Raw genomic sequence first — 12,752 nt, 5'->3', positions numbered from 1 at the left:
TCCATGTAATCAACCATGAAGAATAAAATTATTTTCGTAGACGTCGACGACACCTTGATAAGGTCGGTGGGGTCCAAACGAATTGTCATACCCTCGGTCGTTGAGCAAGTCAGACGACTTCACAACGAAGGTGCGACGTTGTTTCTATGGAGTTCAGGAGGTGCCGAATATTGCCGCGCCTCGGCGCTTGAACTAGGAATCGCGGAATGCTTTTCCAATTTTTTGCCAAAGCCGACCGTTTATCTGGACGATCAACCCGTGCATGAGTGGCGCGATTGCCTGCATCTTTATCCGATGCAGGCTTCGGAAGCATAGACGTCGCGGGAGGCCGCGTGTGAATGAATTTGCCCAATCAAGCATTCACATCGCTCGCATGGAACTCACTACTGTGACCGTGCATGGTGGTACCCGCTACATCCCTACCCCCCAGGAACTAAATCCCTCAACAGCTATCATTCCTTAGATGCGACGCATTTTTTCCATCGCCCTCGTCTTCATGCTGATCCTTCGCGGTCTGCTGGGCGATGCCATGGCGATGGGCGTTGTGCCGGTGGGTCTGACCAACACCGCAGCGCATGCGGCGGTGCAGTCGCAGCACGCTGACCATGAAGGGCACGCCGATCAGGCCTTGGTCTCTGACGCCGGTTCGTCGCATGCGCATCACGCGCCGGTGGTAATCGCAGAAGTGCCTTCCAAGCACTGTTCCGGCACCTTGGCATCCTCGCCACAGGACTGCCCAGGCGGCACTGCGCACCACACCGCATCCTGCTCCGCCTGCGACATCTGCAATTCCTCTCTCCACGCTTCCGCAGCGTTCGTGCTGGCGACTGCGCCCGCACCGCAATCCCTGCAAGCGGAGCGCAGCGCGCGCTTTGCCAGCGCCGTGGCCGCGCAGGCGGTCAAGCCACCCATCTCCTGAGCTTTCACGCCCTAGGTGCGTCCGTCATTTGCTGCCAGATGAATGTCTGTCGCGGCGAAGTGATGACGGCGCTGTGTGAATTGCTTTGAATTCCCGGGAGATATCCATCATGCGCACTGCGCGATCCTGTCCATCCATGGTGTGGACCACGACGATGGTGCTGACGCTGCTTGCCGTCGGCATCACCATGACTGCCAATGCCCAGACCCCCACGCGCGCCGCGTCCGTCACGGATGCCAATGCGCCCACGCGTGAACTCACGCACGACGCGCTCAAGCCGAGCGGTCACATCGTGAAGAAGCGCCCCGACGACTGGCGCGCTGCCAACAAGGCGGTGGCGGAATTTCCCCGCGGGCATGCGGATGTGCTTCGCTGGGAGGAAGCCCAGGGCCAGGGCCAGGCTCAGACCCCCACATACTTGCACGGCGATGGCGAGAAAAAGCCGCCTGTCGAGCAGCAGCCTCACCAACACCACAAACACGGAGCCAGGCCATGAACACGCGCCGTATTTCCACGATGCTCACGGTCTTGAGCGCGGCGCTCGTGCTGGCGGGTTGTGCCAGCGTGGCGGGTGATGGCCTGCGCGGAGATGTGCAGGCGCAGACGCAAGGCCGACTGCCTGCGAACGCGCAGCTTGCATCGGCCAACGCAGAGGCCCAGCGGGACGCGCAGGCACGCGTCTCCGATTGGCTCAAACAGCCGGTGGACGCCGACACCGCGGTGCGGATTGCGCTCTTGAACAATCCTGATCTGCACGCCCAACTCGCGGAGCTTGCCGCGCAGGACGCGGAGCGTGCACAGGCGCTCACGCTGTTCAATCCGACGCTGACGCTGGGCCGCTTCACCAGCGGGCACGAGCGCGAGATCGAGCGGCAGTTGAGTTTCAGTCTGGTCAACATCATCACCCTGCCCTGGCGCTCGCGCTGGCTCGGTTGGCAGATGGAGCGATCGACCTTGCAGACGTCGCAGAACGTGCTGCTGATTGCCGCGCAAACGCGTCGCGCATGGATTCGCGCCGTGGCTTCGCAGCAGTCGCTGGCCGCTGCCGAAACCATGAACGATGCCGCGCAACTCGGTGCCGAGCTGGCCCGGCGCATGGCGCAGGTCGGCAACTTCAACCGGCTGCAGCAGGCGCGTGAACTCTCGATTGCCCAGGAGTCTGCCGCGCAACTCGCGCGCGCCCGGCTCGCCGCCACGATGGATCGCGAGCAGCTCGCCCGCATGATGGGTTTGTGGGGCACGCAGGGGCATTCCAGTTGCCCGGGCAGTTGCCTGCACTGCCGACTTCGGCCAGCGATTTGCGTGCGGGCGATGACGCCGAAGCCACTGCCCTGCGTGAGCGTCTCGATCTGCGCGGCCTGCGGCGCGATCTCGATGTGACGGCGGATCGCGGCGGCTGGGCCGGTGTGGGCGCGGTGTTCGGCGACATCGGCGCCAGCTATTCCAACAACCGCAGCACGGAGCGTGAAACCGGTCACACCGAGAAAACGCGCGGCTGGGAACTGGAGCTACCGTTGCCGATCTTCGACTGGGGCGGCTCGGCGTCTGCCCGTGCGCGCGCCGAGGTGCAACGCAGTGCCGCGCAATTGCAATCTGCGGCCCTGCGCGCGCGCAGCGAGGCACGCACGAACTGGTCGCGCTACCGCACGGCGTGGGATCTGGCGCATCAACAGCAGGCCGAGGTGCTGCCGCTGGCCAAGCAGGTGCAGGACGAAACCGTGCTGCGCTACAACGGCATGTTCGACAGCGTCTGGCAACTGCTGGCGCAGGCCCGCGCGACCACGCAGGCGGTGGTGAACACGACCAATGCGCAGCGCGATTTCTGGCTCGCGGAGACCGATCTGCAACTGGTGCTGACGGGTACCTCTGCAGGCGATACCGCCTTGCCCGGTAGCACCGCGATCAGCAACAACAACAACGAACCACAGGGGCACTGACATGCAACGCCGCAATTTTTTCCAGGGCGCCGCAGCAGCCGTCGCCGCAGCATCGGTCAGCCGCGTGGCGATGGCCGCGCTGCCTGAACCCGCAAGCCAATCCAGCGCCGAGACTGCTGCGCCGCTCGTGCCGCCCAATGGCAGGCCGTATCGCCCGGTGGTCACGCTCAACGGCTGGACCACGCCGTGGCGCATGAACAATGGTGTGAAGGAATTTCACCTGGTCGCGGAGCCCGTGGTCCGCGAAGTGGCGCCGGGCTTTTCGGTCAACATGTGGGGCTACAACGGCCAGAGCCCGGGCCCGACCATCGAGGTGGTCGAGGGCGACCGGGTGCGCATTTTCGTCACCAACCGGCTGCCCGAACACACCACGATCCATTGGCATGGCCAGCGGCTTCCCAATGGCATGGATGGCGTGGGCGGGCTCACGCAACCGCATATCGCGCCCGGCAAGACCTTTGTCTACGAGTTCGTCGCGCGACGTCCCGGCACGTTTATGTACCACCCGCATGCGGACGAGATGGCGCAGATGGCGATGGGCATGATGGGTCTGTGGATCACGCACCCCAGGAGCACGCACCCACTGATCGCCAGCGTGGATCGCGACTACGCGTTTCTGCTGTCGGCCTACGACGTGGAGCCGGGCTCGATGACCCCGCGCGTCAACGAGATGACGGACTTCAACATCTGGACCTTCAACAGCCGCGTGTTCCCCGCGATCACGCCGCTGGTGGCAAGGCAGAATGATCGCGTGCGCATTCGCGTGGGCAATCTCACGATGACCAATCACCCGATCCACGTGCATGGCCACGAATTCGAAGTGACCGGCACCGATGGCGGCCCGGTGCCCAAAAGCGCGCGCTGGCCCGAGGTGACCACCGACGTGGCGGTCGGCCAGATGCGGCAGGTGGAATTCATTGCCGATGAGCTGGGCGACTGGGCACTGCACTGCCACAAGAGCCATCACACTATGGGAGCCATGGGTCACGACGTGCCGACGATGATCGGGCTCGACCATCGCGGACTGGTCTCCAAAATCCAGAAGATCGTGCCCGACTACATGCTGATGGGCGAGCGCGGCATGGCCGACATGGGCGCCATGGAAATGCCGCTGCCCGACAACACCTATCCGATGATGAGTGGCACCGGCCCGTTCGGCGCGCTGGAGATGGGCGGCATGTTCACCACGCTCAAGGTGCGCGCGCAACTGGCCGCCAATGACTACCGCGACCCGGGCTGGTTCAAGCACCCCGAGGGCACGGTGGCACGCGAATGGCAAGGCATGCCGCATGACGCCAGCGCACCGCGCCAGACGGCGCCGGGCAAGGCTTCGGCAGCTCCGAGCGTGCGCAAACCCGGCGGCGGATCGGCGCACGACGCCCATCACTGATTTTGGAATTCACCGGAGAAAACTCATGCAACACCCCACCTCAGCGTTCACCCGTCGGCAACTGTTGGGCGGCGTAGCCGCAGCGCTGCTGGCCGTTCCCGCCCTGCCCGCGCTCGCAAACAAGCCCGCGAAGATTGCCGTCGAAGTCTGGAAGGATCCAAGCTGCGGCTGCTGCGGCGACTGGATCAAGCACATGGAAGACAACGGCTTTGCCGTGACCGTGCATGACAGCGGCAACACGGCTGCGCGCGCCAAACTGGGCCTGCCCGCGCGGCTTGGCTCGTGCCATACGGCGCTGGTCGGAAACTACCTGATCGAAGGCCATGTACCCGCCGCCGACGTGAAGAAACTGCTCAAGGAACGGCCCAAGGCGCTCGGCATTGCCGTGCCCGGCATGCCCGTGGGCAGCCCCGGCATGGACGGCCCGGACTACGGCGGGCGCAAGGACCCGTATGACGTGCTGCTCGTCACGCGCAACCTGATGAATAGCGACGTATCCACCCGCGTGTTCACGAGCTACCGCTGATCATCCTTTTTTCATTCAATCCAACAACGAGGTCTCACCATGAAACACACACGACATCACACTGCACTTGCCAGCTTGGCGCTCGGCGCATTGCTCGCGTTCGGCGCGCAGGCGCAGGAAGCGGCGAAGATGGATCACGCCACCCACGCCGCCGAAAGCGCATCGGCACCGGCTGCCTCGCCCTCCAGTGCCGAGGCAACGCAGGTGATGACCGAGGGCGAAGTCCTGCGCGTCAACCTCAGTGCGGGCAAGGCCAGCATTCGCCATGGCGCCATCACCAACCTGAACATGCCGGCGATGAGCATGGTGTTCTCGTTCAGGGATCCGGCCGATCTCACCCAACTCAAGGAAGGCGACAAGGTGCGCTTTCACGTGGAGCGCGAACAAAACGGCGCGATGGTGATCACGCGGATCGAGGTCTCCGCGCAATAACCGGGGCCTGTTCTGCTCAGCGCCTGCGCGACCAGCGGCGTGCTAGCGGCGCGAAGGACAGGAACGACAGCGACAGGGTCAGTAGTCCCCAGAGATTCATCACCGGCACCGATACGGCGTTGGCGACCGGCGGCACGGCTCCTGGAGCGACGATGGCGGTCGGGTCCGTGATGTTGCCATCGGCCTTCAGGTCATCGTCACCGAGCCCGCCGTCGCGCAGTTCGAAGCTCACCGTCTGTCCGGTGATCTTGTGCGGAATCCTGTACCAGTGCTTGTTCAGGTTGTCGGCGGTGCGGCCCCATTTCCACAGTTCCGCGTTCTGCGGCAGCGGCTGCGAGTAGTTCATGGTCACCGTCAGCGCGCCACCGACATCGCAACCCGCAGCCGTCAATGCCAGCAACCCGTGCGGCAGCGTCGCGCCTTCCATCGGCATGGTGGTGATGCCAAGGCTCTGCACCGTGACGTATTGCGGCGACGACGCGAGCCTGCAACCCGCGCCTTCGATCCGGCCACTCACGCTGCCACCCGCACTTGGCACCAGTTCAAAGCCCTTGCCCGGATCGACCACCGCAGACACCTTGAATGCATAGCTTGCGGTCACCGCGCCGTTGGTGCCATCGCTCACGCTGAAGCCAAGATTCGCGTCGCCCTGCGCGGTTGGCACAAAGCTGGCCTTGCCCAATTCGCTGTTGATTTGCGCGGTCGTGCCCTTGAGCTGAACGCCAGGCAGTTGCGCGTCGGCATCGTTCGCGCCCGACACGTTGCCGTTGACGGGTGTGAGCGTGAGCACCAGTTGCTCGCTGTCCGGGTCTTCCACCGTGACACCCGAGAGCGCGATGCTCTGACCGACGACGACCGGGGTTGCAGTGGTCGGCACGCCCTTGATGGCGGGCGGCTGGTTGACGGGCAGTGCATCAAAATTCAGCCCCATCACAATCGGGTTGTGATCGCTCGAACGATAGGCCGTGGGCGCGTAGAAGTCGGCCACCTGCGCTTCCGATTTGTATTCCACGTTGTAGTCGAGCACCGGCGGCTCTTCCGCATTGATCGCCCACTTGACGACCTTGCCAACCTTGGAGACGAGGCTCGGCGTCACGAAGATATGGTCGAGCGAGCCCCAGAGACCATCGAACGAATACGAGTAGCCCGTGGAGACCTTGGTGTAGCCGTTGGACTCCAGATAGGTGACCGGATCTTCCATCGCATAGGCGTTGAAGTCGCCCACCAGAACCGTGTTGGCCGAGTCCGATCCGGTCGGCTTGGTCGCAAGCCAATTCTTGAGCTGCTCGGCGGTCTTCACACGCGCCGGGTTGTTGTTGCCCTGGCCGTCCAGAATGTCGCCGTTGCCGCCCGTGGCCAGCAGCGAGCCCTTGGACTTGAAGTGATTCACGACGACGGTGATCTGCTCCGTGCCGGTGGCCGTCGGCACCGAGAACGTCTGCGCAATCGGCACGCGCGCACCGCCGACGTTCGGCGTGAACGCATCGTAGGTGCTCACGTTGGGCACCGCCGCACTGCCCACGGGCGTGACGCGGTCGCTGCGGTAAACGATGGCGACGGTAATCGCATCCGTTCCCGCGCCCGCAATCGTCGAGCCACCGCCCTGATTGAACGGCGCCTTCACGTAGGCATAGGTCGCGCCTGCGGGTTTGTCGGCGCTGGCATTCATTCCATCGATCAGCAGCTTGAGCGCACTGTCGTCCGCAAAGCCGTTGTTCTGCACCTCCATCAGGCCATAGACATCGGCCTTCAGGCCGATCAGGTTGGCAACCACCTTGGCTTTCTGGCGCTCGAGTTCGACCAGCGTGTTGGCACCGCGAATCCCGATGGTGTTGCCCAAAGGCGTGGGAAACACATCCTTGGTGTTGGTGCTAGTGTCGCCCACCATGCTGAAGAAATTCAGCACGTTGGCCGATGCGATCTTCACGCCCGCCTGACCCAGCGCGGTATGCAGATCGCTCGCCGAGGGACGTGCCGCACCCGTGAAATTCAGGGCTTGCGTGGGCTGAATGCGGTAGCTGGTCTGGTAGATCTCCGGCGGCGTCGCGTTCTGGTAGAACTGGTCGAGCACGCCGACCACGGCGTCGACGCCATCGCCCGCGCGCAGCGGGTTCGCGGCCGACAGCGGTTGATTGTTTCGGCCGCGCACACTCGCCGGATTCTGCTTGCTGCTGCGGTCATCCAGAATGATCTGGCGGCGCTGCATGGTCTTCGCGTAGTCGGCGTAGCCCGCCACGCTCGGTTTGTTCTTGTCGGTGAACTGCGGCAGGACCTCGTCGTTCGACAGCACGACATCGCCGTAGCGACCGAGCGTGTAGTTATCCGAGACCAGGAGCTTTCCGCCCGATGTGGCCGAAGTGATCTTCACCAGCATGCCTTCGTAGCGCTCCCACTGCGCCATGTCGGTGATCGGCAGCGTGATGGCAATCGGCGCTGGCAACGGCACGGCTTCCTTGATCTCCAGGTCGCTGACGCTCTTGAGCTGCGTGAGACGGTTGTATTCGTCCACGATAGCGGTGAACTGCACACGCTTGCCGACGGTGTCTTCTCCCACTGCGGGCGCGCCTGCCAACCCGTAGACGAAGACGCCTTCGGAGGTGCCGGGATCCGCGTCGTAGTTCGCTTCTTCTTCCTGCACGTAGAAGCCGTTCAGATCAGGCAGGAAGGTGGTGACCACGCCGCTCACGGTGACGGTTCGACCCAACAAGGGCGAGACTTCGGAGTTGCCCTGGATATCGTGGATGCGCGTGATGGCGGGCGCTGCGCCGGTCGTGAAATTCAGCGCAGCAGGGCTCCACGGACGGCCCCCGCTGTCCGCGACAGGCGAATCCACGGCAACGAGGCTGTAGGCGGTATTTGCCGCAAGCCTGACTCCGGGCTTGAGCGTCACGGTCTGGCCGCTGAAGGTGACCCTGGAGGTGTCCGATGCAGGCATCGTCGCCAGCGTCGTCGAACCCTGCCGCAGTTCGAAACTTCCCTGAGAAGGCAGAACGGTTTTCGAAAAATTCAGCGTGTAGGTGCTGGTATTGATTGCCACACCGATTGCATTGGCCGCTGGCACGCTGGATTGCAGCGTGGGCGGGTCGTATCTGTGCCAGCCTTTTCAATGACGAGATCGTCGATGGAGAGCCCATTGCTCGCCCCGGTGGCCGTGCGCTTTTGCACCCACCGCAGCCACAGCGTCTTGCCCGCCTCCCAGCCGAGGTTGCTCAGGTCGCCACCGACCTGCGGCATCCGGCCGCCACCGTTCGCAGGCAAGGTATTGCCGTCCACCGCGCGGGCCGTGCCGGTGCTCACCGGCGCAGTCCAGGTAAACAGGTCGCTTGCGGCAATCCAGGACTGAACCGCTGCGAAGCTGTCGCCAATGCCCCATTCGAGCGTCATGCTCTGGCCCGCAGTGCTGCCGCCGTAGCGCCACTGTTCGCCCGCGAATTGCACGCGCAGGGCATCGATGGTGGCGTCGGTGCTGTTGACGAGGGCCAGCGCGATCCAGCCTGCAACTGCGCCAGAAGCCGGAGCGCCGAAGTATGCGCCGCCCGATCCGAGCGCGCCGAGCGCGCGATCATTCGCGTCTGCTCCAAAACTGTAGAAGCTGCCGGACGTGCTGCTGCCAGTGCTGACGGCGATCTGTGCGATGGCGGTGCCATTCTGCGCAAACAGGGACCAACCGGGTAGCGTGCTGTCATTGGTCCATGCCGACGTGCTTCCCGCACTGGCGAGCGAGTTGAAATCCTGCGAATAGGTTCCGCCGAAGGGAACCGGCGCGGACAGCACGCCGGCCGAGACAAGACTGAGCACGACACCACTGCACAGTGCGTGCACCGGAATTGTGCGACGTGCGGGCGAGAAACGGATTGGAAAATGGAACTCGAAGTGGGTGCAGACAGATTGGGCATGGGGCAGCTTATAAAGATGGAGTCTCACCCCCTCGTGGAGCAAGCTGCCCGCGATTCTTTGGAGTTGCCATGACGAAGCAATGACGCTGGACAAGCAAGGGCATCGTTGTTTTTCACACGCCGGTCATATTTACTCAAAGACGCCGTTGCGAGCATAAAAAAGGGCCGCACAAGGCGGCCCAGGAACCCACCGTCACACTGGAGCCATCACTGAAGAAACGCCGGCTTTGCGTAACCTGCAAACTTGGTGTCCACCACCTTCTTGAAATCTGCCGAGTGAAACGCCTCTGCCAGATCCTTGGCCCACTGCGTGTCCTTGTCCTTGGTCTTCACCGCGACGATGTTCAGATAGTGATCGGGCGTTTTTTCCAGCGTCACGGCGTCCGTGAGCTTGAGGCCCGAGGAGATCGCAAAGTTGCCGTTGATGATCGCGAACTGCACGTCATCGAGCGAGCGCGGGAGCTGCGCCGCGTCGAGCGGCACGAACTTGAGCTTGTGCGGGTTTTCGGCAACGTCGAGTTCGGAGATGCGCAGCGGATTCACATCGGCCTTGACCTTGATGAGACCGGCCTGTTGCACAAGCAGCAGCGCGCGCGCCAGATTGCTCGCGTCGTTGGGCAGCGCGATGCGATCACCGGGCTTGGCTTCGGCGAGTGACTTGCGGGTCTTGGAGTAAATGCCCATGGGCGCAATCGGGCCCTGTGTCAACGCGACGAGATCAAGTTTGCGGTCGCCCTTGAACTGGTTGAAATACACCTCGTGCTGAAAAAAGTTCGCATCCAGCGAGCCGTCGGCCAACGCCAGATTCGGCTGCACGTAGTCGTTGAATTCAACCAGCTTGACCTTGTAGCCCTTCTTCTGGAGCAGAGGAACGATGCCCGACTGAAGCTGGTCGATGTTCGAGCCCGCCGTGCCACCGATGACCAGTTGCTTCTTGCCAGCGTCCTGCGCCAGCGCGGTTGAGCCGAGGCCAAAGGATGCGGCGGAAATGGCGGCCACGGTGGCGGCGGCGACGAGGAGCGAACGGCGGTTGGTCGATGTCATCTGTCAGGTGTCCTGCTGCGCGAAGCAGCCTTGAATGGGAGGGAAATGCTGATCGAAGTATCGGGACGAGTCTTTCAATTCACAAAGAATAAATATCTCGTTACTTATATGTATTTTCACATAATGCATCGGCACGCGAGGGGCGAGCGGACCCACCCATAATGTGCAGCCTATACGACACAAGTCTTTCGACGGATTCATGATTCTGCCAACGCACACCCACGCTTCCCAAGGCTCCATTACGGACGTGACCGGCATCGAGGTCGGTCACTTCACCGACGAGCGGCGTCCAACCGGTTGCAGCGTGGTCATCGCGCGTGACGGGGCCGTCGCCGGGGTGGACGTGCGCGGCGCGGCACCCGGCACGCGTGAGACGGATCTGCTCGATCCGTCGAATCTCGTGCAGCAGGTACACGCCATCATGCTTGCGGGCGGCAGCGCGTTCGGGCTCGATGCGGCCAGTGGCGCGGTGCGCTGGCTGGAGGAACAAGGCATCGGCCTTGACGTCGGCGTGGGCCGCATTCCGCTCGTTCCCGCGGCGGTGCTGTTTGATCTGACCGTCGGCGACATGAAGATCCGTCCCGATGCCAGTGCCGGCTATGCGGCGTGCGCCGCGGCCTCGCGCAGCACGCCCGCGCAGGGCAACGTCGGTGCGGGCGCGGGCGCTGTCGTCGGCAAGATGTTTGGTCTGGCGAATGCGATGAAGGGCGGCATTGGCACGGCGTCGGTGCGCGTGGGAAAGGTCACCGTGGGCGCACTGATTGCCTGTAACGCGGTGGGCGACGTGATCTCGCCTGACAACGCGCAAGCGATTGCCGGTGCCCGCACCGACGATGGTCGCCGCCTGCGCGACACCCGGCGGGCCTTGCTTGCAGGCGAGGAGCCGCGCCCCTGCTCGCCGGCACCAACACCACCATCGGCGTGATCGCCACCGATGCGGCCCTCACCAAGCTGCAGGCGCATCGGCTTGCCACGGTCGGGCACGATGGTCTGGCGCGCAGCATCAACCCGGTCCACACCATGACCGACGGCGACACGCTGTTCGCTCTTGGGACCGCAGGCGTCGACGAGAACCCCGGCATGCTGGTGCTGGCGGCGATGGCGGCCGAAGCCGTTGCACTCGCGACCATGCAGGCTGTGCTTGCGGCGCGCTCGATCACCTTGCCGGGCGGACTCGTTCTGCCCGGACTTGCCGACTGGCGCGCGGAGGTGGCCGCATGACCGTCTCGCAAATGTCGCGCAACCTGCGCAATCTGCTGCTGTCGATCCGCGACCTGCTGGTCTCCGCCGGGCCGCTGGCGATACTCGGCGTGGCGCTGGTGATCGGCGCGTACTGGTGGCTCAAGCCCACGCCACCCAAGACGGTGACACTCGCCACGGGACCCAGCCAGAGCGCTTACGAGGAATTCGGCAAACGCTACCAGCAGGCCCTCAAGGCCGAGGACATCGAGGTCAAACTGGTGGAGAGCGAGGGCTCGTCGGCCAATCTGCAACTGCTGCGCGATGGCAAGGTTGATCTGGCCTTCGTGCAGGGCGGCACGGGCGAACTCCAGCCCGATGACAGCGAAAACCTGGTGTCGCTCGGCAGCCTTTTTGTGGAACCCATCTGGTTGTTCTACCGCGCCGATGCGGCGCGCAAGCTCACGCGCAGCGAGCGCCTTGACGGCCTGCACCAGTTGCGCGGCATGCGCGTGAACGTTGGCTCGCCGGGCAGCGGTCTGCCCAAGCTCATGGAGCGGCTGCTGGATGCCAACCACATCGAGCTCAAGGAACTCACGTTCAGCGAGTTGAGCCAGACACCCGCGACCGTGGCCTTTCTGAATGGCGAACTGGACGCCATCGTGTTCGCCTCCGCGCCCGAATCGTTGATGGTGCAGATGCTGCTGCAGACACCCGACGTGCAGCTCATGAGCTTTGCGCAGAACGAGGCCTACAGCCGCCGTTTTCCGTTTCTCACGCCCGTGACGCTGCCACGCGGCGTGGTCGATCTGGCAAAGAACATTCCGCCGCGCGACGTGCGGCTCGTGGCCTCTACCACCTCGCTGTTGGCGCGCGAGGACACGCATCCCGCGCTGCTCACCCTGTTCGCGCAGAACGCGCAGACCATCCACGGCAAGGCCGGCTGGTTCAACCGGGCACGCGAGTTTCCGGGCACGCTGCATTCGGAGCTGCCGATTGCCAAGGAGGCTGATCGCGCAATCAACGAACCCACGCCCGTGATGCAGCGCTACCTGCCATTCTGGATCGCGAACCTCATCGACCGCATGTGGCTGGTGATGGGCCTGTTGATCGCGGTAATGCTGCCGCTGTCGCGCATCGTGCCGCCGCTCTACCAATTCCGCGTGCGCTCGCGCGTGTTTCGCTGGTACGGCAAGCTGCGCGAGATCGAGGACGAGATGGAGTCCGGTGATTTCGATGGCAAGGAGCTGCTGATGCAGCTCGACCGTCTGGATTCGCAGGTCGAAAAAATCAGCGTGCCACTGTCATACGCGGAAGAACTCTATGCGCTGCGCAACCACATTCAGTTGGTGCGCAAGCGGGTGACTCATCGCAGCGCGCAGACCCATGCCAAGGCCGATGCGCCCGCGCCGTCCGTCAGCGCCTGAGA

At 63.6% G+C, this 12,752-nt stretch carries 10 protein-coding genes and 2 pseudogenes; 9 read left to right on the top strand and 3 right to left on the bottom strand.

Annotated features, from left to right (window positions below):
* Positions 1 to 15 precede the first annotated feature (15 nt).
* The 7 genes and pseudogenes from H9K75_RS21470 (at position 16) to H9K75_RS21440 (ending at position 5,204) form a co-directional block, all read left to right on the top strand.
* The gene (locus H9K75_RS21470; protein WP_187724064.1) at positions 16 to 315 is read left to right on the top strand and encodes a DUF705 domain-containing protein; all 300 of its coding nucleotides are present in this window, start codon (positions 16 to 18) and stop codon (positions 313 to 315) included.
* 181 nt (positions 316 to 496) lie between these two features.
* Entirely contained in the window at positions 497 to 919 is a 423-nt protein-coding gene (locus H9K75_RS21465) for a hypothetical protein (protein WP_187724063.1), read from the top strand.
* A gap of 109 nt (positions 920 to 1,028) precedes the next feature.
* The gene (locus tag H9K75_RS21460; protein WP_187724062.1) at positions 1,029 to 1,415 is read left to right on the top strand and encodes a hypothetical protein; all 387 of its coding nucleotides are present in this window, start codon (positions 1,029 to 1,031) and stop codon (positions 1,413 to 1,415) included.
* Positions 1,412 to 2,856 (top strand): annotated as a pseudogene (locus tag H9K75_RS21455) (TolC family protein). Before H9K75_RS21460 ends, H9K75_RS21455 begins: the two are co-directional and overlap by 4 nt.
* 1 nt (position 2,857) lies before the next feature.
* Positions 2,858 to 4,246, top strand: coding sequence for a multicopper oxidase family protein (locus H9K75_RS21450; RefSeq protein WP_187724061.1), 1,389 nt, complete (start codon positions 2,858 to 2,860; stop codon positions 4,244 to 4,246).
* Between the two features lie 25 nt (positions 4,247 to 4,271).
* Positions 4,272 to 4,772 (top strand): DUF411 domain-containing protein, encoded by a 501-nt coding sequence (locus tag H9K75_RS21445; protein ID WP_187724060.1) that lies wholly within the window; start codon positions 4,272 to 4,274, stop codon positions 4,770 to 4,772.
* Positions 4,773 to 4,811: 39 nt separating this feature from the next.
* Positions 4,812 to 5,204, top strand: a complete 393-nt coding sequence (locus H9K75_RS21440) for a copper-binding protein (RefSeq protein ID WP_187724059.1) — start codon at positions 4,812 to 4,814, stop codon at positions 5,202 to 5,204.
* Positions 5,205 to 5,220: 16 nt separating this feature from the next.
* On the opposite strand, the gene H9K75_RS21435 is transcribed toward H9K75_RS21440, so the two are convergent.
* The 3 genes from H9K75_RS21435 to H9K75_RS21425 form a co-directional block, all read right to left on the bottom strand.
* Positions 5,221 to 8,241 carry an ExeM/NucH family extracellular endonuclease gene (locus H9K75_RS21435; RefSeq protein WP_264293886.1) on the bottom strand — a complete coding sequence of 1,007 codons (3,021 nt, stop codon included), beginning with the start codon at positions 8,239 to 8,241 and terminating at the stop codon, positions 5,221 to 5,223.
* Positions 8,211 to 9,002 carry a PEP-CTERM sorting domain-containing protein gene (locus H9K75_RS21430; RefSeq protein WP_187724057.1) on the bottom strand — a complete coding sequence of 264 codons (792 nt, stop codon included), beginning with the start codon at positions 9,000 to 9,002 and terminating at the stop codon, positions 8,211 to 8,213. Before H9K75_RS21430 ends, H9K75_RS21435 begins: the two co-directional genes overlap by 31 nt.
* Positions 9,003 to 9,307: 305 nt before the next feature.
* On the bottom strand, positions 9,308 to 10,144 hold the full coding sequence (locus H9K75_RS21425) for a MetQ/NlpA family ABC transporter substrate-binding protein (RefSeq protein ID WP_187724056.1): 837 nt from the start codon (positions 10,142 to 10,144) through the stop codon (positions 9,308 to 9,310).
* 199 nt (positions 10,145 to 10,343) lie between these two features.
* On the opposite strand from H9K75_RS21425, the pseudogene H9K75_RS21420 reads away from it, so the two are divergent.
* Both H9K75_RS21420 and H9K75_RS21415 read left to right on the top strand, forming a co-directional pair.
* Positions 10,344 to 11,365: pseudogene (locus H9K75_RS21420) on the top strand (P1 family peptidase).
* An 11-nt stretch (positions 11,366 to 11,376) separates the two neighbouring features.
* Positions 11,377 to 12,750 (top strand): TAXI family TRAP transporter solute-binding subunit, encoded by a 1,374-nt coding sequence (locus H9K75_RS21415; protein WP_187726138.1) that lies wholly within the window; start codon positions 11,377 to 11,379, stop codon positions 12,748 to 12,750.
* Positions 12,751 to 12,752: the final 2 nt, after the last annotated feature.

Source organism: Diaphorobacter aerolatus (genome assembly GCF_014489535.1).
Classification (GTDB): Bacteria; Pseudomonadota; Gammaproteobacteria; order Burkholderiales; family Burkholderiaceae_C; genus Diaphorobacter_A; species Diaphorobacter_A aerolatus.
This window is presented reverse-complemented; position numbering and strand designations above follow the sequence as displayed.

Bases quoted from the DNA above. Each gene is read 5' to 3' on its own strand.
- H9K75_RS21445 (WP_187724060.1), top strand. From the start codon at position 4,272: ATGCAACACCCCACCTCAGCGTTCACCCGTCGGCAACTGTTGGGCGGC.
- H9K75_RS21460 (WP_187724062.1), top strand. From the start codon at position 1,029: ATGCGCACTGCGCGATCCTGTCCATCCATGGTGTGGACCACGACGATG.
- H9K75_RS21450 (WP_187724061.1), top strand. From the start codon at position 2,858: ATGCAACGCCGCAATTTTTTCCAGGGCGCCGCAGCAGCCGTCGCCGCA.
- H9K75_RS21465 (WP_187724063.1), top strand. From the start codon at position 497: ATGCTGATCCTTCGCGGTCTGCTGGGCGATGCCATGGCGATGGGCGTT.
- H9K75_RS21470 (WP_187724064.1), top strand. From the start codon at position 16: ATGAAGAATAAAATTATTTTCGTAGACGTCGACGACACCTTGATAAGG.
- H9K75_RS21415 (WP_187726138.1), top strand. From the start codon at position 11,377: ATGTCGCGCAACCTGCGCAATCTGCTGCTGTCGATCCGCGACCTGCTG.
- H9K75_RS21425 (WP_187724056.1), bottom strand. From the start codon at position 10,144: ATGACATCGACCAACCGCCGTTCGCTCCTCGTCGCCGCCGCCACCGTG.
- H9K75_RS21440 (WP_187724059.1), top strand. From the start codon at position 4,812: ATGAAACACACACGACATCACACTGCACTTGCCAGCTTGGCGCTCGGC.